This window comes from Weissella minor (assembly GCF_001437425.1).
Classification (GTDB): domain Bacteria; phylum Bacillota; class Bacilli; order Lactobacillales; family Lactobacillaceae; genus Weissella; species Weissella minor.
The window spans coordinates 94,230-119,430 of record NZ_JQCD01000024.1 but is presented as its reverse complement, the minus strand read 5'-3'; the positions used below and the strand labels follow the sequence as shown (position 1 = coordinate 119,430).

Annotated in this window: 28 protein-coding genes; 3 read left to right on the top strand and 25 right to left on the bottom strand. The window is 39.7% G+C overall.

The features are described from left to right. Window positions 1-116: 116 nt before the first annotated feature. Window positions 117-389 carry a GIY-YIG nuclease family protein gene (locus IV67_RS04050; RefSeq protein ID WP_057787377.1) on the bottom strand — a complete coding sequence of 91 codons (273 nt, stop codon included), beginning with the start codon at window positions 387-389 and terminating at the stop codon, window positions 117-119. After that, window positions 382-1,146, bottom strand: coding sequence for a tRNA1(Val) (adenine(37)-N6)-methyltransferase (locus IV67_RS04045; RefSeq protein WP_057787375.1), 765 nt, complete (start codon window positions 1,144-1,146; stop codon window positions 382-384). The genes IV67_RS04050 and IV67_RS04045 overlap by 8 nt, the downstream gene beginning before the upstream one ends. 79 nt (window positions 1,147-1,225) lie before the next feature. Between IV67_RS04045 and IV67_RS04040 the strand changes: the two genes are divergently transcribed. Next, window positions 1,226-1,870, top strand: coding sequence for a lysophospholipid acyltransferase family protein (locus tag IV67_RS04040; protein WP_057787373.1), 645 nt, complete (start codon window positions 1,226-1,228; stop codon window positions 1,868-1,870). A gap of 40 nt (window positions 1,871-1,910) precedes the next feature. On the opposite strand, the gene IV67_RS04035 is transcribed toward IV67_RS04040, so the two are convergent. Together IV67_RS04035 and IV67_RS04030 are read right to left on the bottom strand one after the other, a co-directional pair. Next, a complete protein-coding gene (locus IV67_RS04035) occupies window positions 1,911-2,135 on the bottom strand; it encodes a YneF family protein (RefSeq protein WP_057787371.1) in 225 nt (74 codons plus the stop codon). Between the two features lie 61 nt (window positions 2,136-2,196). Next, the gene (locus IV67_RS04030; RefSeq protein ID WP_057788244.1) at window positions 2,197-2,433 is read right to left on the bottom strand and encodes a DUF896 domain-containing protein; all 237 of its coding nucleotides are present in this window, start codon (window positions 2,431-2,433) and stop codon (window positions 2,197-2,199) included. A gap of 209 nt (window positions 2,434-2,642) precedes the next feature. Between IV67_RS04030 and lexA the strand changes: the two genes are divergently transcribed. Further along, on the top strand, window positions 2,643-3,251 hold the full coding sequence (gene lexA, locus IV67_RS04025) for a transcriptional repressor LexA (RefSeq protein ID WP_057787369.1): 609 nt from the start codon (window positions 2,643-2,645) through the stop codon (window positions 3,249-3,251). A gap of 44 nt (window positions 3,252-3,295) precedes the next feature. Here the strand turns inward: lexA and IV67_RS04020 are convergent, their stop codons facing one another. The 14 genes from IV67_RS04020 to tagD all read right to left on the bottom strand — a co-directional run bounded on the left by IV67_RS04020 (window position 3,296) and on the right by tagD (window position 16,554). Beyond that, a complete protein-coding gene (locus tag IV67_RS04020) occupies window positions 3,296-3,811 on the bottom strand; it encodes an adenine phosphoribosyltransferase (protein WP_057787367.1) in 516 nt (171 codons plus the stop codon). Between the two features lie 5 nt (window positions 3,812-3,816). Next, on the bottom strand, window positions 3,817-6,129 hold the full coding sequence (gene recJ, locus IV67_RS04015) for a single-stranded-DNA-specific exonuclease RecJ (RefSeq protein ID WP_057787365.1): 2,313 nt from the start codon (window positions 6,127-6,129) through the stop codon (window positions 3,817-3,819). Then, window positions 6,126-7,112 carry a ribonuclease Z gene (gene rnz / locus IV67_RS04010; RefSeq protein WP_057787363.1) on the bottom strand — a complete coding sequence of 329 codons (987 nt, stop codon included), beginning with the start codon at window positions 7,110-7,112 and terminating at the stop codon, window positions 6,126-6,128. The genes recJ and rnz overlap by 4 nt, the downstream gene beginning before the upstream one ends. A gap of 98 nt (window positions 7,113-7,210) precedes the next feature. Beyond that, complete coding sequence (locus IV67_RS04005) at window positions 7,211-7,930, bottom strand: hypothetical protein (RefSeq protein ID WP_057787361.1); 720 nt, start codon at window positions 7,928-7,930, stop codon at window positions 7,211-7,213. 10 nt (window positions 7,931-7,940) lie between these two features. Further along, window positions 7,941-8,216, bottom strand: a complete 276-nt coding sequence (locus IV67_RS04000; RefSeq protein WP_057787359.1) for a hypothetical protein — start codon at window positions 8,214-8,216, stop codon at window positions 7,941-7,943. Window positions 8,217-8,322: 106 nt separating this feature from the next. Beyond that, window positions 8,323-9,258, bottom strand: coding sequence for a DnaJ C-terminal domain-containing protein (locus tag IV67_RS03995; protein WP_057787357.1), 936 nt, complete (start codon window positions 9,256-9,258; stop codon window positions 8,323-8,325). Between the two features lie 93 nt (window positions 9,259-9,351). Continuing rightward, window positions 9,352-11,166, bottom strand: coding sequence for a molecular chaperone DnaK (gene dnaK / locus IV67_RS03990; protein ID WP_057787355.1), 1,815 nt, complete (start codon window positions 11,164-11,166; stop codon window positions 9,352-9,354). Window positions 11,167-11,225: 59 nt separating this feature from the next. Continuing rightward, entirely contained in the window at window positions 11,226-11,819 is a 594-nt protein-coding gene (grpE, locus tag IV67_RS03985; RefSeq protein WP_057787353.1) for a nucleotide exchange factor GrpE, read from the bottom strand. 17 nt (window positions 11,820-11,836) lie between these two features. Beyond that, window positions 11,837-12,859: a heat-inducible transcriptional repressor HrcA gene (hrcA, locus tag IV67_RS03980; protein ID WP_057787351.1), complete on the bottom strand. Its 1,023-nt coding sequence runs from the start codon at window positions 12,857-12,859 to the stop codon at window positions 11,837-11,839. A 212-nt stretch (window positions 12,860-13,071) separates the two neighbouring features. Beyond that, window positions 13,072-13,845 carry a DUF4422 domain-containing protein gene (locus IV67_RS03975; RefSeq protein WP_057787349.1) on the bottom strand — a complete coding sequence of 258 codons (774 nt, stop codon included), beginning with the start codon at window positions 13,843-13,845 and terminating at the stop codon, window positions 13,072-13,074. A 15-nt stretch (window positions 13,846-13,860) separates the two neighbouring features. Next, entirely contained in the window at window positions 13,861-14,154 is a 294-nt protein-coding gene (locus tag IV67_RS03970) for a hypothetical protein (RefSeq protein WP_057787347.1), read from the bottom strand. A gap of 23 nt (window positions 14,155-14,177) precedes the next feature. Next, window positions 14,178-14,807, bottom strand: coding sequence for a sugar transferase (locus IV67_RS03965; RefSeq protein ID WP_057787345.1), 630 nt, complete (start codon window positions 14,805-14,807; stop codon window positions 14,178-14,180). Between the two features lie 134 nt (window positions 14,808-14,941). Beyond that, a complete protein-coding gene (locus IV67_RS03960) occupies window positions 14,942-16,048 on the bottom strand; it encodes a CDP-glycerol glycerophosphotransferase family protein (protein WP_057787343.1) in 1,107 nt (368 codons plus the stop codon). A 77-nt stretch (window positions 16,049-16,125) separates the two neighbouring features. Continuing rightward, entirely contained in the window at window positions 16,126-16,554 is a 429-nt protein-coding gene (gene tagD, locus IV67_RS03955) for a glycerol-3-phosphate cytidylyltransferase (protein ID WP_057787341.1), read from the bottom strand. 148 nt (window positions 16,555-16,702) lie between these two features. Here tagD and IV67_RS03950 point away from each other — a divergent pair, with 148 nt between their 5' ends. Further along, complete coding sequence (locus IV67_RS03950) at window positions 16,703-17,941, top strand: aminopeptidase (protein WP_057787339.1); 1,239 nt, start codon at window positions 16,703-16,705, stop codon at window positions 17,939-17,941. A 97-nt stretch (window positions 17,942-18,038) separates the two neighbouring features. On the opposite strand, the gene IV67_RS03945 is transcribed toward IV67_RS03950, so the two are convergent. From IV67_RS03945 to coaA, 7 genes are all read right to left on the bottom strand, one after another. Beyond that, window positions 18,039-19,238, bottom strand: coding sequence for a CAP domain-containing protein (locus IV67_RS03945; protein ID WP_057787337.1), 1,200 nt, complete (start codon window positions 19,236-19,238; stop codon window positions 18,039-18,041). A gap of 89 nt (window positions 19,239-19,327) precedes the next feature. Next, the gene (locus IV67_RS03940) at window positions 19,328-20,218 is read right to left on the bottom strand and encodes an RluA family pseudouridine synthase (RefSeq protein WP_057787335.1); all 891 of its coding nucleotides are present in this window, start codon (window positions 20,216-20,218) and stop codon (window positions 19,328-19,330) included. A 54-nt stretch (window positions 20,219-20,272) separates the two neighbouring features. Continuing rightward, window positions 20,273-20,473 (bottom strand): cold-shock protein, encoded by a 201-nt coding sequence (locus IV67_RS03935; protein WP_057787333.1) that lies wholly within the window; start codon window positions 20,471-20,473, stop codon window positions 20,273-20,275. Between the two features lie 159 nt (window positions 20,474-20,632). Further along, window positions 20,633-21,385, bottom strand: coding sequence for a DUF4811 domain-containing protein (locus IV67_RS03930; RefSeq protein ID WP_057787331.1), 753 nt, complete (start codon window positions 21,383-21,385; stop codon window positions 20,633-20,635). A gap of 3 nt (window positions 21,386-21,388) precedes the next feature. Continuing rightward, on the bottom strand, window positions 21,389-22,930 hold the full coding sequence (locus IV67_RS03925; RefSeq protein WP_057787329.1) for an MDR family MFS transporter: 1,542 nt from the start codon (window positions 22,928-22,930) through the stop codon (window positions 21,389-21,391). Between the two features lie 179 nt (window positions 22,931-23,109). After that, window positions 23,110-23,880, bottom strand: a complete 771-nt coding sequence (locus IV67_RS03920; protein ID WP_057787327.1) for a LysM peptidoglycan-binding domain-containing protein — start codon at window positions 23,878-23,880, stop codon at window positions 23,110-23,112. Window positions 23,881-24,252: 372 nt separating this feature from the next. Beyond that, window positions 24,253-25,197, bottom strand: coding sequence for a type I pantothenate kinase (gene coaA / locus IV67_RS03915; RefSeq protein ID WP_057787325.1), 945 nt, complete (start codon window positions 25,195-25,197; stop codon window positions 24,253-24,255). Window positions 25,198-25,201: the final 4 nt, after the last annotated feature.

Genomic DNA, 25,201 nt, shown 5'->3' with positions numbered 1-25,201 from the left:
CGCCTGTAATTCGACGACCCGTTTGGGGCACCTGCCAAACTATTGAAATCAGTGCGTATTTTTTGTTCTAAACGAACAATAAGACATTTTACAGGAAGACAGATGCAAATGCAAGCTTAAAAATCATCAACACCTGCCGTATGTAAAAAGCGTTCTTTCTGAATTCTCGTCAGCTTTTTAAAGGCCGCTTCTGCCTTTAGCGCTTCACTTTTTGTCTCGAACGCCTCGGCATACAAAACACGCATCGGTCGTCGACTTTTAGGCCGTGTAAATTTAGCGCCCTTTCCAGCATTATGTGTCGCCAGTCGTTTGCCAACATCATCAGTAAAACCGCCATAAAAATAACCATCTGCTGTTAACAAAACATACATATAGTAAGGTTTAGTCATGCTGTTGATTACCTTCATAAATATCTAAAATTTCTTGACGATAAGAACCATCTGGATTATGCGTAATAATTGGCGGTAAAATCCGCGCTCCGGTCCCATCCCCATCTTTAATCGCATCAATCAGGACAATGTTTGCTTCAGATCCAGGTTTAGGATAAACAAATTGTAGTTTTTTAGGTGACAAATGGGCCGCTCTTAAAGCATCAATAATTTCGAATAAACGATCAGGGCGATGCACCATAAAGAAATGCGCTTTATTTTTTAGCAATTTATTCGCCGTTTTTGTTACCAAAGCCAAGTCAGCCTTAATTTCATGACGCGCAATCGCATAATGTTCATCTTCCTTCATGACTGTTTTTTCGGAATCAACCGAGAAGTACGGTGGATTAGAAACAACTGTATCCGCACTTCCCGGACGTACAGTTTCAAAGATATCACGCATGTCTGCGTTTAAAATTTCAATTTTATCAGTCAGCTCATTCATCTCCACTGAACGTTGTGCCATTTCAGCTAATTGTGGCTGAATTTCAACACCAAGTAGTTTCCCTTGAACTTTATGGGCCATGAATAATGGAATGGCACCATTCCCAGTCCCTAAGTCAACCGTCAAACCACGTCCACTTTTACGCGGATTGGCAAAATTAGCTAATAAAACCGCATCCAATGAAAATGAAAAAACATCTTTACTTTGAATAATATGCACCTGATCACTGTAAAGCATATCAATGCGTTCACCAGGCTTTAATTGTACGTCCATGTTTGGTCTCCGTTTACTATGTATTGCTATTGAATAGCGCTTTGTGGGATAATATACTGTTATATTCAGGAGGTATATTATGTTTTACACATTTGGAAGAGCCGTTGTCGCGTCAATTTTATGGCTCTTCAATGGTAGCTACACCGTTAAAGGTAAAGAAAACTTACCGGCCGAAGGAAATTATATCATCGTTGGCCCACACCGTGCACTATGGGACATGCTTTATTTTGCGATGATGGCTTGGCCTAAGAAATTTGCTTTTATGGCCAAAAAAGAACTCTTCAAGAATCCCATTTTACGCTGGATTCTGGTTCATGCCAATGCCTTTTCTGTTGATCGTGAACATCCCGGCCCTTCAGCCATTAAAACGCCTGTCAACATTCTAAAGAAAAGCGATTTAAGTCTAATCATGTTCCCGTCTGGAACACGTCACTCACAAAAAATGAAAGGTGGTTCAGTGGTCATTGCAAAGATGTCCGGAACCCCATTGGTCCCTGTTGTGTATCAAGGACCACTTAGTCTTGGCGAGTTATTTAACCCCTTTAAACGTCATCGCATTTCGGTTGCCGTGGGTAAGCCCATTAGTATCGATCGTAAAATGAAACTAAGTGATGAAAACACCGCATTAATTGATGAACAATTAACACAAGCATTTGCTGATTTAGATAATGAAATTGATCCAAATTTCGTCTACACCGATCCAAGTGCTAAGAAAAACGACTAAATAAAAACCGACATGCTTTAAGCGCATGCCGGTTTTTTTATTACTTATTATTAGATTGTGCTTTCATTTGTGCCATCATTTGGTTCAACTTCTTTTGTGAAGGCTTTTGTCCCATTGATGTCATCATTGAACGCATCATATCCTCACTAATAGGTGGGTTTTTCTTCAAATAACTCTCCATCGTACGACGTGCCATAAAGAAACCACCAACTGCACCAAGAATCGCTGCAATAATTACAATTAAAATCCAAATCCCTGTACTCATCTTACACTCCAATATTTATATTCTATTTCAATGCTATCAAAATTTAGGCTCTTTGACTAGTTTAATCGTCACGAAGGCCTTTATCACGCTGAATTTGGCGTACCTTTTCAGGCGTCACTTCATTGCCATCATCATCATAAACTTGCAACATTTCTACTTGTGAACGGAATGACTTACGGAAATTTGCTAAAAATTCTTCACGTAATTCAGCACGCTCTTTTGTTTCTGCTTCAGTCAATCCAGCATCAGTCTTAGCTTTAGCAGCCAACTCATTAATACGCTCACGCACAGCAACCATATGATCATCTGCTGGCGCTTGACCGTTCTGTGCTTCATCAGCACTATGGTTTAAATCTTCAGAGCTAACGGGTTCAATTTTTTCATCTTCACGCATAACTGCATCTCCTTTAATCTATTTTTTAATATTTTAACACGAATTATTCACTCAGACCTGTTATTTAAGCATTTTTTGGCTTATTATGAAAAAAAAGCGAAACGAGTCTCCTTATGCCCGAATCAAATCAATTTACGATTTTGAAATTCATTCAAAATCAACAAGACAAGCAGGGGTATGCCCCCACTGTACGTGAAATTGCCGACCATATTGGCGTTTCATCTACCGCAACTGTTCACGGTCATCTTAATCGGTTAATTAAAAAAGGCTATTTAACACGTAAACAAACGAAGTCGCGGGCATTAGCCGTCACGACAGCTGGACATAATCTACTTAATGAGCAGGAAACAACCAGTTCAATTCCCTTATTTGACCCATCAAACGACAGTGATACGCCAGATGCGGTAAGCTATCGTTCAGTCCCGGAACAATTAATTACCCAAGATAGTCATCTATTTATGATTCATCAAGAGAATGAAAATATGATTGATATCGGCATTTTACCGGGCGACGTACTTATCGTAAATCATCAAACAACAGCGAACAGTGGTGACATCATTCTAGTTACCCTACCTGATCAGAGTAAGCAAGTTTATCGATTCTTTGACGTTAATGACCACATTAAACTAGTACCTGAAAATCAACACCTCAACCCTATCATCCTTGATTCCGTCGACATTTTAGGGAAAATCGTGAGCTTATATCGCCCGACTGTTTTATAACACAAAAAGCCTATTGGTTTTAGAAAACCAGCAGGCTTTTTTGATTAATACTCTAATAATGTCAAAATATCATAACCGGCTAAACGGTCACGTCCGTGCAATTCTGATAATTCAATCAAAAATGCCAAACCAACCACTTCACCACCCAATGCTTCAACTAACTTGATGGTTGCTTCAATCGTACCACCCGTAGCCAACAAATCATCAGTGATTAAAACTTTATCTCCAGGCTTAATCGCATCAACGTGCATTTCCAAACTAGCTGTCCCATATTCCAAGGCATAGCTTTCAGAAACAACTTCACGCGGTAACTTACCTGGCTTACGCGCAGGAATCAAGCCAAGTCCTAATTCATTCGCAACTGGTGCACCCACCAAAAAGCCACGTGATTCAGGACCAACAATAACATTTACTTGGCGTTCCTTAGCATAGGCAACAATTTGGCGTGTTGCCTCACGATAGGCATCCCCATCGGCTAATAACGGTGTAATGTCGCGAAAAACGATCCCTTGCTCCGGAAAGTCGGGGATTGATTCAATATAATCATGTAAATCTAGCATTTACTTTAATTCTCCTGCTTGCTCAAATCAGAAAGCAATTGCTCTAATTCTGAAGTAGAACTATAAATCAATTGCTTTTCAAGTTCACGGCGTCTCATAAACGCCTTAAAAGTTTCAGTTTCCGTGAGATTAACCGTTTCTGGATCTGCAACTGGATTTAAGAAACCATTTTCTATTGTAACAAAGTTAGCTTCTAAAAACACCTTAAATATTAAATTCAGCATATTTGGGTCCATCTGTAAATGCTGAGCCACTTGCTTAAATTGACCCGACAAATTAACGTTTTGATAACTTTGTACAAAACGAAAAACTTTACCAAAATCAGCCTTAGTTGGCACTTTTTGAAGATAACTTGGATGCTTCGTATAAAAAATAGGTGCAATCGCGTTTGCAGGGACAAATTGCAACAACTCCTGCAACTGCTCTAACGAGTCAGGCAAGTCAACTAACGCCATCGTCCCTAACTGGGTATAGTTAAAGGCATCTTCAATTGAAATCGCGCGACCATTGGCCCCAACTTGTGGACTTAATTGCTGATATAAACGTTCATCAAAAAATATATAATCAGCAGGTTGTTGTAAGACTTGTTGCGTTAATTTACTTGTGCGCCAGTCCATAATCGAAGAACCTTCAGCTTTAATATCTTTAAGCATCAATTGGTATGTTGTCATCCCACGATACGTATTTTGACTCATGGTCCCAACTAAGCTAATTTTCTCAAAACGACCGGCCAACTGATCAGCTAATTCGCCAAAACCAAAACCAATAACTGGTAAGTCACCTTGCGTCGTTACTGCCGTAAAGCGCAGGTGTTTACCATCAGACATGGTTTTAATTTGTTGTAACATCTGTACATCGACTTGAAATAAGGGTTCTGGATTCTGCTCTCCAAACGGCGCTAAGATTTGCAATGTGTCATACGTTTCACGATTAAAATCACGGCCGGTCACATTGCCTAAAATAGAAAGTTCCGGTTGCGGCACATCTGCTAAACGCTGGTCACTCGCCGCTTGATCTAACACTTTTTGCAATTCTGCAATTTGGTCCAATTGCAGTGTCATCCCAGCTGCACTGGCATGCCCACCAAAGGCATCAAATAGTTCACGATGCGCATCTAATGGCGTGAATAAATCAAAACCAGGAACAGAACGTGCTGAACCCTTGGCTTGAACGCCATCACTCGTCAAAACAATTGTTGGCTTACCTGTTGCTTCCACCAAACGACTTGCAACAATTCCTAACACGCCTTCATGCCAATCTGCACCAATAACGACGTTGACTTGATGCTGCGTTTCTTCTGCTACTAATTGCGCTTGTGCCGCAGTCGTAATTTCCTCAACAAATTTTTGACGTTCTTTATTCAAAGTTTCAACTTGCTTGGCTAACTGATCCGCTTCGTCCATATCATCAGACAAAAGTAATTGGACACCTAACATTGGATCAGCTAATCGCCCAATTGCATTTAAACGTGGTCCAATCGTAAAACCAATGCTACTTGCATTAAGCTCTTCCGGATTTTGACCAGCCGAAGCTAAAATCGCCGCAACGCCTGGACGTGCGTCTTCTCGCATTGCTGCAACACCTTGTGCTGTAATCACCCGATTTTCAGAAATCAATGGCATCACATCCGCAACGGTACCTAATGCAGCTAGATCAATCACCTCATCAGCTGGAGCTTCTAACAAAGCTGACGCAACTTTAAAGGCAACGCCCGCACCAGACAATTCTCCAAATGGATATGCATCATCTCCGGCCACTAAACGCGGATGAACAATTGCCGTCACGTCTGGTAATTGTTCTGGCAATTCATGATGATCTGTAATAATCGCATCAATCCCTTGTGATTTCAGCCATGCAAACTCTTCAACCCCGGTCACACCGTTATCAACAGTCACAAGTAGCTGCATGCCATCCGCAACTAGCGCTTGGTATTTTTCAAGGTTTGGTCCATAGCCTTGATCAAATCGACTTGGCACAAAATAAGTCACATCTGCACCCAGAATCTCCAACGCCCAAACCATAATAGCCGTACTTGACATACCATCGACATCATAATCACCATAGACAACAATTTTTTCACCTTGTTCAATCGCTTGTGTTAGACGTTCAATTGCCGCCTGCATCCCCGGTAACAGTGATGCATCATAGAGTTGGTCCATGGTTGGTTGCAAAAACGTCTGCACCGACTCTGGGGTATCATACCCTTGATTCACCGCATATTTAGCAACTAAATCCGGTAAATCATAATCTGTCGTTAATTGTTGGACCGCACTTTGATTAAGTTCATCAGTTTGCCAACGAAATTTGGCTTCAATCATTGCGTATCCTCCTCATTCGTTACATCAAGTTTAATCGGCTTCGTATTATGCTGCGTCCCATACGGAATTTCAAAAACATCAAAATCATTGACGACGCGCGTATTTTCAAAAATATCACGTGCCTGATACGCTAGTACATTAGCTGACTTACCAGCATAACGTGCTGAAATATGGGTTAATAACAAACGTCCCACATGAGCTTGTTTAGCAATTTCAGCCGCCTGTAAACTTGTCGAATGATAATGATTCCGAGCTTGTTTGCCTTCTCCTTGACCATAGGTTGATTCGTGCACCAGCACATCTGCATCCTTCGCCAAAATAAGCGCATTATCCGTCTTTCGGGTATCACCTAAAATGACAACTGAACGCCCCTTTTTATTTGGGCCAATTACATCCTGACTCTTGATGACTTGACCGTCGTCCAAAGTAATATCTTGTCCGCTCTTAAGCCGGCCATAAAGTGGGCCAGCTGGGACATTCAATGCCTTTAGTTTATCAACTTGTAATTCACCAACTTGGTCTTTTTCGTCGATGCGATAACCGAACGATAAAATCTTATGGTCTAATGGCTTAGCCGTCACTTTCATTTTTTTATTTTCAAAAATCAAACCACCCTCAGGGGCAATTTCCGTATACTTAATCGGATATGTCAGATGTGTTTGTGACATCCGCAAACTCGTTTCAATAAATTGTTTAATACCTTTGGGTCCATAAATCGTCAATTCATCTTGACCACCTTGAAATGATCGCGATGCTAATAAACCAGGCAGTCCAAAAATATGGTCACCATGTAAGTGTGTAATAAAAATTTTATCAATTTTTCGAGGACGAATGCTGGAACTAAGCATTTGAATTTGCGTACCTTCACCCGCATCAAATAACCACACCGAATTCAACTCATCAAGCAAGCGTAAGGCAATGCTTGTCACATTACGAAAGTGTGCTGGTACCCCCGCACCAGTTCCTAAGAATTCAAGTTGCATTGTTATTTTCCTCCATCATTTAAACATAAAAAAACCGCCTAAAAGCGGTTTTAGACTTCTTTTATTTTACCATTAACTCAGTCTTAATTTCAGTTTATTTAGAAATCTACGGTTGTTTTAGGTGCTTTAGAACTAATCTGTTGGCCACTCTCATCATAAGTCGATGCAAATTCAATCGAAAATTGTTTAAAATCTTGCGCCGCATTTTTAGGTATCCACACAATCACATAACCGGATTGCGTCTCACCAGGGTTGATACCATCCGCCGATACACTACCACCATTGACTAAACCGCCTAATGGGGTCATCACATTTCCATAGCCATAAGACACCGTTGTCACACCATCTGAACTGACGCGTCTTTGTGACTCATTCTTAACGGTATAATCAATCTGCGCCGACATATAATTTTTCGACAAATCAGGTACATTCATCGATTTACGGACAATGCTTTGTGCCTGTTCAGTTCGAGCCTCATTTTTCAAAACTTGAATACGATTGACATGGTACTTCATCGCACCATTATCAACACTAGTATCTAATTTTTCATCTTTATCCAAGGTCATACGAACCCCTTGTGAGGTCACTGTGTAGTCACCAACTTTTGTTGGCATCATATCTTTAACATATCGATTTGATTTCAAATCAGACTGCGGAACTTCATAGAGCGCCGCCATGTCTTTTTCATTATGCGAACGTTCTTTCCCTGCTGTTCGATCACCAAAAACCGAAAAGCCACCCTGCATTACGACATATCCGACACCCATCAATACCAACACAATGGTCGAAAACGTAAAATATAGTGCGCTTTTTTTCATGCTGTGCTCCTTAACCTAAAATCAAATAATCATTTTCTACGCGGTAACCATAGATTGGGAAAAATTGCTTCTCCGCATCAATACCAATCAATTCTTGATTATCCAAAAAATTTAAAATCGTCTCCAGTTGTAAAGCCGTTTCTAACGCCTCGCCACTCATTAAATAAACAATATTATCTTCAAGCTCATAAGTCGTTAACGGAAACAGTTCGCCCTGTGATCGCATAAACAATCGGCGCGTTACATCCATCCCAACGACACTTAGTTTAAATTCTTCAACTCGCATAATTTAACCTCAAACACAATATACATAATTAACCTTAAACCAACAAAAAGACGCACTCGTCTTTTAAAACGAATCCGTCTTTTTTCTATTTTTTAAAACTTTTTATTCAATTAAATAGGCCACGCTTTGTACTATGTCCATCCATCGCTTCTTGATAGGCAGTCAACGCCTTCTTTTGGTCCTTGCTCAACTTCTTTGGCACATCAATATAAACGGTTACAATTTGATCACCATTTCCGTTACCACGCATCACTGGTGCACCTTTTCCACGCAAGCGGAAGTTTGTTTCAGTCTGAGTTCCAGCCGGAATCTTTAGTTGAACATCTCCATGAACTGTATTGACCGAAATTTCACCACCCAATACCGCAGTTGCATAATCAACAGCAACACGAGAATATACGGTTGCACCATCACGCTCAAAACCATCCTTAGATGCAGCAACATAAAAGACAACATACAAGTCACCATAGGCGCCACCATTTGTTCCAGCTTCACCTTGACCCGACAAACGCATTTGTTGACCATCTTCAACACCAGCTGGAATCGTTACCTTGAGCTCCTTGCGCTCTTGTTCGCCATTCTCACCTTGTCGATTATAGTTAATCGTCGTCTCTTTACCAAAAATTGCTTCCTCAAATGATAAATTCATACGATATTGCAAATCACGTCCCTGACGTGGTCGGTTAGGGTCAGAAGAGAATCCACCTCCGAACATTTGCTCGAACAAATCATTCAAGTCACCACTGAATTGCGCACCTTGACCGCCGCCGCCAAAGCCACCAAATCCGCCAAAGCCTTGACCACCACCGCCGAATCCGGCGTCAGCACCAGCTTTTCCATATTGATCATACATTTGACGCTTTTGGTCATCACCTAATGTTTCATAAGCATCTTGAACGGCCTTATATTTTTCTTCAGCCCCGTCTTCGTGGTTAATATCTGGATGATATTTCTTTGATAATTTACGGTAAGCTTTCTTAATTTCATCTTGAGATGCGTCTTTTGATACACCTAACGTATCATAATATTCAGTATTATTCATGAGGCACCCCTCCTTTTTTATTATTTTATGTATCACAAAACGAGACCGAAGCCTCGCTTTGTGTTGTGTGTAACGATTTTAAAATTTTAAATTTTAGTTATTTGATTCGTCTGTGAAGTCACCTTCAACAGTCCCATCATCATTTCCAGCAGCATCGTTTGGTTGTGCTTGATCAGCTTGTTGTTGATACAACTTAACAGCCAATTCTTGTGCAACCTTTTCCAATGCTTCCTTCTTTTCCTTCATATCATCAAGGTTGTCAGCTTCTTTAGCTTCCTTCAAAGCAGCAACAGCATCTTCAACTGGCTTCTTCTCATCATCGCTAACCTTGTCGCCCACTTCTTCAAGTGTCTTTTCTGAACTGAAGATTAATTGGTCAACTTCGTTACGCAAATCAACTTCTTCCTTGCGCTTCTTGTCAGCCTCTTCGTTTGCCTTAGCATCGTTCATCATACGCTCAATATCATCATCTGACAATGAACCAGAATCTTGGATGGTAATCTTTTGTTCCTTGTTTGTACCAAGGTCCTTAGCAGAAACAGAAACGATACCGTTACGGTCAATATCAAATGTCACTTCAATTTGTGGGATTCCACGTGGTGCAGCAGGAATATCAGTCAATTGGAATTGACCCAAAGTCTTGTTATCTGCAGCCATGGCACGCTCACCTTGCAAAACATGGATATCAACAGCTGGTTGGTTATCAGCAGCAGTTGAGAATGTTTGTGACTTTGATGTTGGAATTGTCGTGTTACGATCAATCAACTTTGTGAATACGCCACCCATTGTTTCAATACCAAGTGATAGTGGTGTAACGTCAAGCAAAACAACATCCTTAACATCACCAGTTAGCACACCAGCTTGAACCGCAGCACCCAAAGCAACCGCTTCGTCAGGGTTAATTGAGTGATCTGGTTCCTTACCAGTCAACTTCTTAACTGATTCTTGAACTGCAGGGATACGAGTTGATCCACCATTCAAGATAACCTTATCAACATCATCCATTGATAATCCAGCATCCTTCAAGGCATTCTTTACAGGTCCTTCAGCACGCTTTACCAAATCTGATGTCATTTGGTTGAATTGGCTACGTGACAATGTCTTTTGAATGTGCAATGGACCATCATCTGTAGCTGTAATAAATGGCAAGTCAATTTGTGCTTCAGTTGCTTGTGACAATGTCTTCTTAGCAGTTTCAGCAGCATCCTTTAGACGTTGCAATGCCAACTTGTCATCACGCAAATCAATGCCATTTTCTTGCTTAAATTCATCAGCCAACCAGTCGATAACCTTTTGGTCAAAGTCGTCACCACCAAGATGTGTATCACCATTTGTTGACAAAACTTCGAAGACACCATCGCCTAATTCAAGGATTGAAACGTCAAATGTTCCACCACCCAAGTCATAAACCAAGACCTTTTCATCTTTGTCATCACCATCAAGACCATATGCCAAGGCAGCGGCTGTTGGTTCGTTGATAATACGCTTTACATCAAGTCCAGCAATCTTACCAGCATCCTTAGTTGCTTGACGTTGTGCGTCATTGAAGTAAGCAGGCACTGTGATAACAGCTTCTGAAACCTTTTCACCTAAGTAATCTTCGGCGTAACCCTTTAAGTATTGCAAAATCATTGCTGAAATTTCTTGTGGCTTGTAATCCTTACCATCTACATCAACTGTGTAGTTTGCTTCACCCATGTGTGACTTAATTGATGAAACTGTGTTTGGGTTTGTAATAGCTTGACGCTTTGCAGTGTCCCCAACTTGAGTTTCCCCATTCTTAAATGACACAACAGAAGGTGTTGTACGACCACCATTTGGATTTGTAATCACCTTAGGTGTATCACCTTCCATAACGGCAACGGCTGAATTTGTTGTTCCTAAATCAATACCAATAATCTTTGACATAATCTCTATACCTCTCTAATTTTTAATGTTTTGTGTTTATGTAATATTTAGTGTCTGGCTTAACTATAAACTGAAACCATAGCTGGACGAATGACACGGTCATCCAAAACGTATCCCTTTTGCATAACTGATGCAATCGTATCTGCTGGATGCGCTTCATCCGCTGGAACTGATTGAATGGCTTGAGCGAAGTTTGGATCGAACGTTTCTCCGACAACTCCGACTTCTTTAATACCATTATCAACAAGGGCTTGCTTCAAAGTCGTAAAGACCATTTCAACACCCTTCTTCAATTGTTCTGCAGCTTCGTCGTCAGCTTCGACTTGTAGCGCACGTTCCAAGTTATCCAAGGCTGGCAAAACAGCAAGTCCTAATTTTTGATTAGCATATTTCAACGCTTGTGCTTGTTCTTTAACTAACCGTGTCTGCATGTTCTGCATTTCAGCTTGCGAACGCAAGAACTTATCTTCTGCATCAGAAAGTTGTTGACGTAATTCAGCAATTTCATCGGCAACGGTTTCAGTCTCTGAATCTGCTTCAGTTACTGATTCCGCTTGATCAACATCATCATTTGACATTGATTCATCAACCATTTCAGCCGAAACTTCTTCAACATCCACTTCTTCATTTGTAGCTTGTGTATCTTCTGCCATTTCGACACCTCTTTTCATTAATAATATTCAACTAATTTTTCTGCAAGCGCATTTCTAAATTGATCAACCGTCATAACCGTTTGTGCATATGGCATTCGTGTTGGCCCTAGAATTGCAATTGCACCAGCTCCGTGTTTTGGTACATGGTAGGTTGCAGATACTAAACTGTACTTTTGCAATAATTCATTTCGGTTTTCTTCCCCGATTTGAACCATAATGCCATCATTCGCCGTCCCAACTGCTTCACGCATCGATTGTGGCTTTTGAATTAATTGGAATACTTGTTTAATATCTTGCAAATTTGAATCATTTGTAAAATCCAAAACATTTAGCTGACCGCCGATAAAGACTTTGTCTGAAATCGAACGTGCCAATACATCACCGAACAACTGCAAGAAAGCAGCTGGCGTACGAATCACACGTTCCATCGTTAATGGTAAGTCGCCACTTAATGTTTTCAATACATCAACAACCAAATGATCAACCAATGTATTATTAATATAAGCAACCATACTATCTAACTCTGAGACATCCATCCCATCTGGTAATCGGAAACTTTGACTTGTTACTTCACCATCATTTGTCACAACAATTGCTAAAATTTGTTGTCCATCAAGCGGTACAAGTCGGAATCCAGAAAGCCGAGTTCCCATCGTTTCAGGTTTTAAGGCAATCGCCGTATAGCCTGTCAAGTTAACTAACTCGTCAACAGCTTGTTGCAACATATCATCTACTTGTTGGAAATTACGAGCAAACACACGATGAAGTGCATTCTTAATTTCCATACTTTGTCGATCGGTTGGCATCAATTTATCAACGTAGTAACGATAACCACTTTGCGATGGCACTCTGCCAGAAGATGTGTGTTCTTTTTGTAATAAGCCTTGATTCTCAAGCGAAGCCATTTCACTTCGAATCGTTGCCGAACTCACACCTAACTGCAAATCCTGAAGCAATGCTTTCGAACCGACAGCTTTACCACTTTCAGCATACTCCATAACGATAGTTGCTAAAATTAATCTCTGTCTATCTGTTAACATCTACTTCACCTCTTTCGTTAGCACTCATTACCATTTCCTGCTAACAGTTATTATAATACATGCCTACAGATACTTTGTCAACACTTTTAGCACTTAAATACAAAGAGTGCTAAAACCCTTATTTAATCGTCTTTTGAAGCCTGTTTTGCATTTATTTCAGAAAAAAACTTTATTTTTTTCAAAAAAAAAGCATATAACTCATCGTTATATGCTTAAAAATGTGTTTTCTTTGCATCACCTTTGACAAACTTACGTCTTAGGAATTGCGAACCCTTGTCCACCCAATTGGTTTTTTCTGTCGTAACCAAAGGGAACTCTTTATAGGTTAGTTGATGTGTATTCACCCAAACATCCATCAACCGTTCTGCCAAAAAACCAAAGACGCGTGCATCTTGACCTTCATAATTTTGATAGGGAATTTGTGTTTGCACCTTTTCCAAAACACCAAAAACAAAATCAGTATATTCTTGGAACAATTCTTGGCGCATAATCCCCATATTATAGAGATGAATTTTTGTCGACTTTTCTAATGTCTTAAAGGCTGCTTCATACTCTGGATAATCGTCATGAATCACCTGAGCCATGACAAAATATGGCTCATTTAAATGTGCATTTAAATAATGATCTTTTTGGTTTTCAATGAAATAATTCCGATGCTTTGGCAACAAAACATCCACCTCTGTCAACGCGTGTGCAATATCAACTTCCGTTAAGACATCTTTCAGTGCATGACTGGTTTTGGTACCCAAATAACGACGATAATGAGCTAAACCAATCACATCTTCATCTTGAAGATTATATTTTGCCCAATATAGTGCCGTTAATTCATTATAATAAGGATTCATTTCAGACATATTCGTCCCCGTATCATCCCCAATATATCCATCTGGCATATCTGTCTTCAAGGCCGCACCAACAAACACCGGCTGATAAATCGCCGCATCAGGCATTTGATATGGTTTATGTGCCGCAACAATAATTTTCATAGTTAATTCCTCTGACTATTCATCTAGAGCGGTCCGATGCGCTTTTACATATTCAACAACTGAAACGTTATCCGCTTTTGCTTCCTGTATCACAGCATCGATTTTTTTATCTGAAATATCTTTTGTATCAATATCAGCAGCTTGTAATTCATCGCGTGCGGCTTTAATCGCTTTCGGCGCATCACGCTTTTGCGATTGAGTCACCCGTTCTTTTTGAACCGTATTGATATAGTAACTACCAAATGCCATAACCCCAATTAAAAAGATTAAAAGCGCCCACACGACCCATGTTCGGCTTCGTTCTTTCATCAACTCACACCTCCACGTTTAAATTACATTGCACCGACTTTTTTAAATATCGCCTGAATGGTCATAAAAATAATTCTAAAATCAAACCAGATATTGGCATTCTTTGCGTAATCTAATTCCAATTGCGCTCGCTCTGGGTACTGAATATTGCTTCGACCACTTGCTTGCCACAAACCCATTGCTCCAGGACGCACCGACAAGAACGTATCTACTTCATCCCCGTATTCAACAAGTTCTTTTTCAACCACTGGACGTGGTCCAATTATACTCATATCACCTTTTAAAATATTGATAAATTGTGGAAGTTCATCGATAGATGTTTTACGTAAAAAAGCACCTAAACTCGTGATGCGTGGATCCTCAGAAGTTGGTAACTTATAACCATTTGCCACAAATTTCGCATAAAGTTCTGGATTTTCCGTCAAGCGTGCATCAGCCCCCACCACCATTGATCTAAATTTATAAATTTTAAATTTTCGATGTTCAAAACCAATTCTAGTCTGTTGATAAAAAATAGGCCCGCGATTTTCACCAAATAGATACAAAATCGAAACACACAAAAAAACAGGTGATAAAACAATCAGTGCAAAAATTGCGACTGATATATCTAAAAACCGCTTTGAAAATATATAACTTTTACTTTTCTTGTTCATTGGCTTACCGAACTCTCTTTAATCACATTTTCAATAACTGATCTCAAAGTTATTTTGCACCCTGATAATTAAGCCTACCTTTTCTACAAAAAAAAAACCATCTTTAGCTTAAACTTTGGTGGTTTTTTAACGAATTATTTAAAACACGCTTTAAAAGCCTCAATTGTCTGATCGACATCGTGCGGATCGTAGGTCATTTCTAACGCCTGCAATACGTCCGTCATTGGTTCTGCGGCTGTTAAAGTCTTTTTCAAATCATCAAATGACTCAACAACAGGTAATCCCAGCGACTTTGGATTAAGAAAGAATCCACGGGTCGCTTGGTAATTTTCCAAATCTGGTGCATAGAGATAGATTGGTTTTTGCCAGTATGCAAAATCAAACATCACACTCGAATAATCTGTAATCAATAAATCCGCAACCGCAAACAATTGATAAAGATCAAATTGATTGCCATCAATCAATCCAGGTAAATCGGTTCGTTCTGAAAAATAATGTCCCCGATAAATCACTTGGTAATCATGCATCAAATCTGTTAATTCGTCCGTATTCAAAAAAGCTTCAATTTGTTGATCATTTCGATACGTTGGTACATATAGTAACACCGGCTTATCATTGCCCAATTGTGCTTTCAATGCTAAGTCAGGTTGCACTTGGTCAGATAACCACTTTCGTAATTGTCCCCGTTCAACAACCTGTTTTGTTTGTGGAAATAATCCATGCAACTTTTCTGCATCGTATGAACTATAAGCAAACAGATAATCTAACTCGACATGATCATACCAACGTTGTACCAATTGGGGTAAATCCGGTTCGGAATGACCTAATGTCTTTAGCGGTACACCATGCCAAAATTGAATGTAAATATTATTTGGATGTTTAAAAGGAATTAAGCGTTCAATGGAAGCATTTGAAATCCAAAATTTCGATTTCAACAATTGGATAAAATATCCCATTGAATCCATTTTGACTTGTTCAACATCTTCAAATTCAGGAAAATTACCTGGTTGATTGACCGCCCACACAAAATGATAATCCTCAAATTCCGGGTCCGCTTTAAGAATCTGATATGCAGCTAATGGTGTATCAGAAATCTGACGCCCGCTGTACGAGGCGAACATAATTTGTTTGTCATTAACACGAATCATATGACGCAAAAAAAATATACATATGCCTAACATACCAGAATATAACGCACCCAAAAAAGGTGAATTTTTAATAACGTTCTTAATTTTTTGCATTGCATTTCCTTCTAAAAAACTCATTTCACACTTGTAAAATGAGTTTCGATTTAACCAATTAAATGCTAGCCAAGCTATTATTGTTCATCTGAAGAACCGTTAGCCAAATCTTTTTCATTCAAATCTTCTTTAATTTGTGTTGTTGAGATCTTAGGCGTACGTTCAAGATAAGTCACTGTAGCATCTGTTTCATCTTCCAAATAGTCAAACTGACCACGCCAGTCATCACCAATCACAAATTCATCAACTTGATACAATTTGATATCTTCTGTTTTTTGCGCCCAGCCCTCTTCAGGGATAACCAAATCTACATATCGAATAGCTTCAAGCAATTGCTTACGCTTTTCATAGCTGAAATAGGTTACTTTTTGTTTTTCGTCCCAATTAAATTCATCCGTTGAAAGTGCAACAATCAAATAATCACCACGCTCTTTCGCACGACGTAACAAATTGATATGTCCGTAATGTAGCATATCAAATGTACCATATGTAATAATTCGTCTCATGTTTTTTTGCTCCTAGATGTTCATTTAAATTCTATCCGTGTTATTATACTACACTTACCTAGAAACAGCAAAAACGCTGTAAATCTGGTAAGAACAGCTCAAATCATGTAAAATGAGCATATTCTAATAAAAGAAAGAGGCACAACGAATGACAATTGAAAATTTCGACTTACTACTCACAAAATACGCCCAACTTGTGGCGTCACTAGGTGTTAATGTTCGTAAAGGACAATCAATTTTGATTTATGCTGAAATTGAACAAGCTCCCCTAGTTCACGCAATCACTGATGCTGCCTATGAACGCGGTGCAGCCAAAGTAGATGTAGATTGGTCTGATTTACATACAAAGCGTGCCTATTTAGAAAACGCACCTGAAGAGATGCTATCTAACCTGCCAACTTGGGTTCCAGTACGCTCACAAAATATTGCAGATGCAAATACAACGCGTATTTCAATTATGTCTGCAGACCCTGATGGATTTAGCCACATTGACAGCAACCGTATCACCTTATCAGAACGTGCATATCAAAACGCGAATAAAGCCGTCCGTGAAGTCACAATGAATAACGACATCGATTGGATTGTGATTGGCGCTGCCGGTCGTGAATGGTCACAAAAAGTCTTCCCTGACCTTGATGCGGATGCTGCTCAAGATACACTTTGGGAACAAATTTTTAAAATTTCACGAATTTCAGCAGATAACGATCCCGAAGCTGACTGGACTGCCCATGTTGAAAAACTTAAGGAAAAGTCAGCTTGGTTAAATGATCATAATTTCAAAGAATTGCACTTTAAGTCACCAATTACTGACTTGACAGTCGGACTAGCTGAAAATCATTTCTGGGAAGCAGCTGATTCAGTCGATAAATCTGGACATACTTTTATTGCGAACATGCCCACAGAAGAAGTCTTTACTTCACCTGACTATCGCAATATTGAGGGGCATGTTAAATCAACCAAGCCACTCTCATACAGTGGTACACTAATCAAAGATATCGAACTTACATTTGAAAACGGTCATGTCGTTGACGCACATGCTTCAACCGGCGAAGCCGTCTTAAAAGAGTTATTAGCCACAGATGAAGGTGCAACATCATTAGGTGAAGTTTCCCTTGTTCCTGATCCTTCACCAATTTCACAATCAGGTATCACCTTCTTTAATACGTTATTTGATGAAAATGCGTCGGATCACCTCGCCTTAGGGGCAGCATACCCATCAAACATTAACGGTGGTACACAAATGAGCCTAGCTGATCGCCAAGCCCATGGTCAAAACGATTCAAGCGTCCACGTTGACTTCATGGTTGGTTCAGCCGACATGGATGTTGACGGTATCACATTTGACGGCCAAGCAGTTCCAGTATTCCGTAATGGTGACTGGACATAAATTAAAAAAACGCTCGCTAATATGCGAGCGTTTTTTTACTGGTTGATGATAAATAAAAAAGACATTTGATTACTCAAACATCTCCTTTAGTTTTATTTTAACGTGCAATACCAACAATAGAGTTACCAACATGTCCAAATCCGACACGTGTATAACCAGCATTCATTTGCCAATTACGGTGTCCAGGTGCTCCAGCCATGTTAATTTCATTAAACCATGCATTATTGACATCTGCTCCGGCATTCCAACCAATCGCAATTACTTCACCAGCACTTGACCAGTGATCACTTGGTACTGATTGCGTTGAATTTACCAAACTAGCACGAGCTGTTGCTTGAGCAGCTAAATCAGCATCCCATTGCAATGGTGCCAATCCGTTTGCAATACGCAATTCATTCAACGCTGTAAAAGTAGCATCTCCTGATTGTGGCGCTGGATTATTATTTGATGAATCGTCTGTTGAATTATTTGGGGTAACAGGCGCTTGGTTATTTTGTTGCTCGCTTGCAGACTCTTGTTGTGCTTGCTTTTGTTGTGCTTCAGCTTGCTTTTCTTGAGCTTGTGCTTGCTTTTGTTGTGCTTCTTGACGTGCTTGGTTTGCAGCTTCACGCTTTTGTGCTTCTGCTGCTTCAATTGCTTGTGCCTTAATTTGGGCATCTTGCTTAGCTTGTGCTTCAGCTGCGCGTTGTGCTGCGGCTTCTTCTTCAGCCTTTTGTGCAGCTAATTGATTAGCTTCTTCTTCAGCTTGACGAGCTTGTTCTGCCGCTGCATTGGCTTCAGCTTCAGCTTGGTTAGCCGCTGCTTGATCTTGCTCTGCTGTATCAGCTTGAACCTGTTCTGCAGGTTGTGTTTGATCAGCCACTTGAGCTTGTTCTGTAGCCTGTGCTTGATCAGCCACTTGAGTTTGTTCTACAGGTTGTGCTGTAGCATCTACTTGTGCTTGTTCATCAGGTACCGCTTGTGCGACTGGACGCGCAATTGCACCATCACTTAACGTCAATGTTGTTCCAGCATAAATCAAATCTGGATTAGCAATACCGTTTGTTTGTGCCAAATGAGCAATTGAGCTATTTGTTGCTTGCGATAGTGCCCACAACGTATCTCCGTAACGAACGAGATAGTCATTTCCTGCTGATTGTTGAACTGCTTGACTAACTTGCGCTACTGAGTTGGCTGTCCAACCATTTTGCGCTTCAGAGGCTGATGCATTTGTTTGATTTACAAATACGCCCGCTGCCAAAAGAGAGGAAGCTAGTACTGTTGATTTACCTAATTGTTTTAACGTATTCTCATTCATTATTATTTCCTGTCGCCTTCATTTAAATGTTTACTTTAGTAAGTTTACCTTAAAACGCTTAACTTTTCATTACAATCCTTTAACAATTCTTAATTTAAACAAAAATCTTTCGGTAAGGCACCTTTAACTTCCCTTTGTTCATTAGTGAAAGGCATTATAAATGTGATTTTATTGGCATGCAGCATCAATCTTGAATGGCTTTGTTCCCGATTATAATACCGATCTCCCACAATTGGATGTCCCAAGGCTTGCATATGGACACGAATTTGATGCGTTCGCCCAGTATCGAGCTGCAATGCGACCAATGTATGATTGTCAAAAGAATGGGTTACTTTCCAATGTGTTAATGCTTTTTGTGCCTTGAGGCCATTAACTTGTCGTAAACGCTCATTCTCAGGATTAATACCTATCGGTAAATCAACATCCCCCTGCGTTTGATTCATTACCCCTTCAACAATTGCGAGGTAGGCCCGTTGAATGACTTTATCTTTTAAGTAAGCATTCAGGACACTGACAACAATCGGTGTCTTAGCAATTAAAACAGCTCCAGAGGTATCCTCATCAAGCCGGTGAACCATATAAGCATCCGCCAAATCATCATGACTTAAATAAGCTTGAACATAATTCATCAGTGTCCCTGTTTCACCTGGAGAGTTTGGGTGCATCTTAACACCCGCACTTTTATTGACAACTAACAAATCTTCATTTTCAAATAACACTTCCACAGTTTGCGAGGCATCCGGCACATAGCTTGAAACAGGCGTGGTAAAGTCCGTATCCATAAACAGCATTGTCAGCTCGTCTCCAGCTTTCAAATTTGTATTCATGGGTTTATAACTCCCATTAACCAGCACACGTCTTCCTTGGCGTAACTGCCCTTGTATGCGTCGCGGAATCCGCCATGCAATTAATTGATCCCGCAAACTTGTTGGTTGTTGTAACTGTTTTATAGTCACTTGCTTCATCCACTGTTGATTCATATTCATTTCTCCACAAAAAAAGAACAGCTCGAGAGCTGTTCTTCTTTTAGCTAATTAAAGCTTTGTAACGTCGGCAGCTTGCAATCCGCGGTCACCATCAGTAACGTTGAATTCAACTTTTTGTCCTTCGTCCAATGACTTAAATCCGTCACCTTGGATAGCTGAGAAATGTACGAATACATCATCACCGTTATCACGAGCAATAAATCCAAATCCCTTATCTGCGTTAAACCACTTAACTGTTCCTTGTTCCATAATGTTACGAACCTCCTGGCACTCTTGCCAATTTTTTAAATAATCCAAAACGACCATGCCATATTTCAAAACGGATCGAAACATAAAACAAAAATCTTTTAAACTATGTCTCTATCATAACACACCGTTTCTTAAAGCGATAGTCTAAATCAAAATAACTTACTTCAATTGTGTTTTAATTGCTTTAACTGCCATTTCAGAAGCCATTGCTTCTGACTGTGCTTTTTGTTCAGCTGCACTTGCATCAGGATGCTTTTGCATATAAGCCATCATCTGCTCTTTAACAGCAGTTTCTGTTTGCTTTGCTTGCATCTCACGTGCTTGTGCTGGCATCTTTTGTTGTTGCTTTCCCAACTCTTCCGCTTGCTTTGGAGACATGACAACCCATGTCTTTTCAGGCACCGTTACAGTTGTTGTTTCTTTAACTAATTCATTTTGTTGGTCACTAATACCAAACAAGAGTTTGTACATATCATTTTTAAACACCCAACGCGTTGTCTTAGTTTGCGATGTTGCTTCAGTTGCCTGTGCACTTTCTTTATAATCAGCTGTCTTTTTTACAGCTTCAATAATGTGCTTTTGGTCAGGCTTGTGGTGTGGCTTTGGCTCTGCATCGTTTTCGTTTTCACGATAAACCAATACATAATTACCTGAGTCATCACCAATTTCTTGCGCAAGTAACATGTTAGCTGGTGAATTTTTATCCCCAGCCGAATAAATTTGTTGTTCTGTTGTTTTTGTAACTTGCTTCATTCCATAATGATCTGTGAAATTTAACGTAATTCCGGCAATACTAAGTACCAATCCTAATACAGCTAAACTCCCAGCCACGATTCTCAAAGGAAGTGGCTTAATATAAATCCATGTAACAAAGGTTAGAACGACAAAAAGTAGTAATAATACAATAATCATCTACTAATCCTCCTTTGATGCCACTTCGGTTGCATCTTCTTCAATAATTTTTCCTTTGCGCAAGAAGAACGCGATAATAAGTCCTGCTGCTGCAAACAAAAATCCAATGAAGAATGACACTTGGAAACCGTCCATTGATGCATCAATCATTTGCTGTCCAAACTTTAGCGGATTAGCATCACGCAATGCATCAGCTGGCTTATTATTGTTAATAATATTTTGTGTAACGGAAGTCAACAAAGCCACAACCACAGCTGAAGCCAATTGGCGCGCTGTGTTATTTGAAGCAGTGGCATGATTGGCTTCTTTAGGTGGTAATGCTGACATGGCTGATGCAGTCAAAGGCATCATTACCATCGCAACACCAAACATACGAGCAGCATACAAAGCTGTAATGTAGTGTGTAGGTGTTTCAGCTGTTAAGAAGATAAATGGCACTGTTCCAGCTGCTAGCAAACTAAAGCCAACTAATGCTAGACGACGCGCTCCCACTTTGTCGTAGGCCATACCAGCGATTGGTGACATAATTCCCATCATCAACGCTCCTGGTAATAGAACTAATCCAGAATCCAGAGCAGATAGCCCGTGAACATTTTGTAGATAAGTTGGCAACATCATTTCAACACCCATCATCGCCATCATTGCCATCATAACGGCAAGCGTTGTAATCGTAAATTGCTTATTCATAAACACACGCACATTTAAGAATGGTTGGTCTAAGTGCAATTGACGAACAACAAAAATAGCAATAAAGATTAATCCAATCACGATTGGTAGAATAACATTCTTCATATCTCCCCAACCATCACTACCAACATTGGTAAATCCGAGTAAGAAGCTTCCAAACCCAATAATTGAATAAATCAATGAGATCACGTCTAACTTAACGTCATGCGTCTCCAAAACATCTTTAAGTAGGAAAAATCCTAACAAAATCACAACGCCTAATACAGCCATAGGAACATAGAAAATTGTTCGCCATGAGTTAGATAACGTTAATCCTAAAATTGTGTGATCTTGGTGTAAAATCCAACCTGATAGGGTTGGTCCAATCGCGGGAGCCATTCCAACAACTAAACCACTCAATCCCATCGCAGCACCACGTTGTTCTGCTGGGAAAATATTAACCATAACAACTTGCATTAATGGCATCGAAATTCCGACTCCAGCGGCTGCAAGAACTCGCCCAACCAAGAACATATTCCACATACCATGTTCTTCTGGTGTGAAGGCTGTAATCGCCATTCCTGACCACAAAAGAACGAAAGCTGTTAAATACAACCATTTCGTTGGTACGCGACTAGTCAAATAAGCAGACACCGGAATCATAATTCCATTTGCCAATAAAAACCAAGTCGTGGCTTGTTGTGCTGTCGCCAAATTAATATCAAATGCATCCATCAATGTCGGAATCGCCGTTCCCAAAGATGTTTGCATCAAAACACCCGCAAATGTCGCAACCAAGATTAATGCAACCATGATTGTTCGATTGTAAGGCTTACCATGTACGTCTACTGGTTGTACATGGGCTGTTGTTTCTGCCATACGTGTTTACCTTCCATTCTAAGACACTAAAATTTCTTCTTACCACAAGTGAGTAAATAAGAACAGACATTAATTATATCCGTTTCATTTTGAAATTCAAGCCTTTTTGTCAAATAAGTTAACACCTTTTTCAGACAAAAAAAAAGACGAATGTTTCCATTCATCTTTCTTGATCTATTTTACCACCATCCGTTTGCTTGACGGAAGGCAAGTGCACCATCAATTGAACCATAACGTGATGTCGCGTAGTTAACCATACCCTTTGTTTGGTCAGCAACTGAACCTGTTCCCCAAGCTTCCTTAGTTTGACCAAGTCCTTGATAACCATTAGGTGAAACCGCATTTGGGTTACCTTCTGATTCAGGCATAACAATAACATCCCACATAGCGGCTGTTCCACCATTAGCAAGGAATTGATCACGAGTTGATCCTGAAGCGGCTCCAGCACTTGCAGGTGCAACTTCAGCTTTTTCAGCCTTAACTTGTGTTACTTCAGGTGTAGCTTGTGCATCTGAAACCTTTTCTTCTAATTCGTCATTTGACTTATCATCTTCAGTTGCTGTTGCAACAGTTTCGTTTTCAGCCTTGTCTGAAGCCTTTTGGGCTGCAGCTTGTGCGGCTTGTTGTTGTGCATCCTTTTGGGCAGCTTCAGAAGCTTTTTGAGCAGCAACTTGTGCGTCAGCTTCAGTAGATGCCTTAATTGCAGCAGTATCAACAGAAGCTGTCTTTGAAACTTCAAGCTTTTGACTAGTAAAAATCATGTTACTATCAGTAAGCTTGTTTTCTGAAACCAATTCATCAACAGTTAGATTAAATTTTTCAGCAATTGTTGATAAGTTATCACCATTTTGAACAGTGTATGTTGCGGCAGTTGCGACTGTTTGACCAGCTGCGAATACGGAAGCAACACCGGCTACTGTTAAAGCTACGTTCTTAGTTGAATTACTCATAATTAGTTTAAACCTCTCCGTTTAACGAATTTTCTTTTTTAAAGTTTTAAATTTATATTTTATATTTGATGTTTTGCGAATTATTCCTTCGCAACTACAAGAACTAGTTTACCAATTTAAGGTAGGTATAAGTTACGAATATATTACATGTATTTACCAGAATTTGTTTGACCATAAAATAACGTAATATCCGTGTCACATTCACCAATATAAACTTCACAAACAGCTTGATAAAGGCATTTAAATCCTTTAACAAAGCTAGAAACTTTCTTCAAAAATGTAATATTTAATGCAAAAAAAAGAGTGATTTAAGCTTAAATCACTCTTTTTTCTTTATTTGTCACATTCGTGTCACTTTGATAAGTTAACATTTTAGAACTTACGTAACCAAACTTCGTTAATTACATGGCCTACCGTCTTATGTAAGATTAAATCTGCTCGTTCTCGTGTTGGCAAAATATAATCTCGTAAATTAGGATAGTTAACTGTATTCCAAACTTCACGTGCTTGCTGCACAGCTTGATCAAAAGGCATTTGGGTCCACTCATAGAAGAAATTCGTTGGATCTTGCATTTGAGCCGTCTGATTCAACAATGCCACAAATCGATCCAAGTACCAATGTTCAATTAAATCAGTTTTTGCATCCAGATAGATGGAAAAGTCAAAAAAATCAGAGAGATAGACAGGCGCATCTGGTGAGGCTTGTAACGTATTAATTCCTTCAATGATAAAAATCTTAGGACGTTTAAACACATCGTATTCATCTAAAAGCACATCCGATACGTCATGCGAATAACGAGGTGCCTTCACTTCTGGCTCTCCATCTTTAATTGCATCCACAAATTCTAAAAGTGCCGCCATATTATATGATTCAGGAAATCCCTTACGATCCATAATACCCATTGCTTCAAGTTCTGAATTTGACCGTAAAAAGCCATCTGTCGTAACTAAAGCCACCTCTTCATTGCCAAATTCCGCTTGTAGCAAATATTGCAATAATTGGGCCGTTGTAGTTTTACCAACAGCTACAGAACCAGCGATACCAATCACAAAGGGACTGTCAACTTGCTTTTGATTAAAAAAAGTTGATCGCGCTTGTCGCATCTGACAATATTGTCCGTACTGCATCTTAATGTAGGCCACCAATGGCAAATAAATCACATTAACTTCATCAATTGAAATTTGATCATTAAAAGCCTTCAATTTTGACAACACAGTTGGCGTTAGCGATTGGTCTAAATCAAGATGATCTTGTTGACCAAATTTTTGCCAGACTTGTCGGTCAAACACCTCATAATTTAATGATGCTTCTGTCATATTC

Coding starts and splice junctions, on each gene's coding strand:
- IV67_RS03975 (WP_057787349.1), bottom strand. CDS start 13,845: ATGAAAATTATTGTTGCGGCACATAAACCATATCAAATGCCTGATGCG.
- IV67_RS03930 (WP_057787331.1), bottom strand. CDS start 21,385: ATGATTATTGTATTATTACTACTTTTTGTCGTTCTAACCTTTGTTACA.
- IV67_RS04005 (WP_057787361.1), bottom strand. CDS start 7,930: ATGAAAAAAAGCGCACTATATTTTACGTTTTCGACCATTGTGTTGGTA.
- IV67_RS03965 (WP_057787345.1), bottom strand. CDS start 14,807: ATGAACAAGAAAAGTAAAAGTTATATATTTTCAAAGCGGTTTTTAGAT.
- lexA (WP_057787369.1), top strand. CDS start 2,643: ATGCCCGAATCAAATCAATTTACGATTTTGAAATTCATTCAAAATCAA.
- IV67_RS03920 (WP_057787327.1), bottom strand. CDS start 23,880: ATGAGTAATTCAACTAAGAACGTAGCTTTAACAGTAGCCGGTGTTGCT.
- IV67_RS04030 (WP_057788244.1), bottom strand. CDS start 2,433: ATGGTTGCTGTGCGTGAGCGTATTAATGAGTTGGCTGCTAAAGCTAAG.
- IV67_RS03995 (WP_057787357.1), bottom strand. CDS start 9,258: ATGAATAATACTGAATATTATGATACGTTAGGTGTATCAAAAGACGCA.
- IV67_RS03935 (WP_057787333.1), bottom strand. CDS start 20,473: ATGGAACAAGGAACAGTTAAGTGGTTTAACGCAGATAAGGGATTTGGA.
- IV67_RS04035 (WP_057787371.1), bottom strand. CDS start 2,135: ATGAGTACAGGGATTTGGATTTTAATTGTAATTATTGCAGCGATTCTT.
- IV67_RS03950 (WP_057787339.1), top strand. CDS start 16,703: ATGACAATTGAAAATTTCGACTTACTACTCACAAAATACGCCCAACTT.
- IV67_RS04050 (WP_057787377.1), bottom strand. CDS start 389: ATGACTAAACCTTACTATATGTATGTTTTGTTAACAGCAGATGGTTAT.
- IV67_RS03960 (WP_057787343.1), bottom strand. CDS start 16,048: ATGCAAAAAATTAAGAACGTTATTAAAAATTCACCTTTTTTGGGTGCG.
- dnaK (WP_057787355.1), bottom strand. CDS start 11,166: ATGTCAAAGATTATTGGTATTGATTTAGGAACAACAAATTCAGCCGTT.
- coaA (WP_057787325.1), bottom strand. CDS start 25,197: ATGACAGAAGCATCATTAAATTATGAGGTGTTTGACCGACAAGTCTGG.
- recJ (WP_057787365.1), bottom strand. CDS start 6,129: ATGATTGAAGCCAAATTTCGTTGGCAAACTGATGAACTTAATCAAAGT.
- IV67_RS04040 (WP_057787373.1), top strand. CDS start 1,226: ATGTTTTACACATTTGGAAGAGCCGTTGTCGCGTCAATTTTATGGCTC.
- IV67_RS03925 (WP_057787329.1), bottom strand. CDS start 22,930: ATGGCAGAAACAACAGCCCATGTACAACCAGTAGACGTACATGGTAAG.
- IV67_RS04045 (WP_057787375.1), bottom strand. CDS start 1,146: ATGGACGTACAATTAAAGCCTGGTGAACGCATTGATATGCTTTACAGT.
- tagD (WP_057787341.1), bottom strand. CDS start 16,554: ATGAGACGAATTATTACATATGGTACATTTGATATGCTACATTACGGA.
- rnz (WP_057787363.1), bottom strand. CDS start 7,112: ATGCAACTTGAATTCTTAGGAACTGGTGCGGGGGTACCAGCACACTTT.
- IV67_RS04000 (WP_057787359.1), bottom strand. CDS start 8,216: ATGCGAGTTGAAGAATTTAAACTAAGTGTCGTTGGGATGGATGTAACG.
- hrcA (WP_057787351.1), bottom strand. CDS start 12,859: ATGTTAACAGATAGACAGAGATTAATTTTAGCAACTATCGTTATGGAG.
- IV67_RS03970 (WP_057787347.1), bottom strand. CDS start 14,154: ATGAAAGAACGAAGCCGAACATGGGTCGTGTGGGCGCTTTTAATCTTT.
- IV67_RS03945 (WP_057787337.1), bottom strand. CDS start 19,238: ATGAATGAGAATACGTTAAAACAATTAGGTAAATCAACAGTACTAGCT.
- IV67_RS04020 (WP_057787367.1), bottom strand. CDS start 3,811: ATGCTAGATTTACATGATTATATTGAATCAATCCCCGACTTTCCGGAG.
- grpE (WP_057787353.1), bottom strand. CDS start 11,819: ATGGCAGAAGATACACAAGCTACAAATGAAGAAGTGGATGTTGAAGAA.
- IV67_RS03940 (WP_057787335.1), bottom strand. CDS start 20,218: ATGAATCAACAGTGGATGAAGCAAGTGACTATAAAACAGTTACAACAA.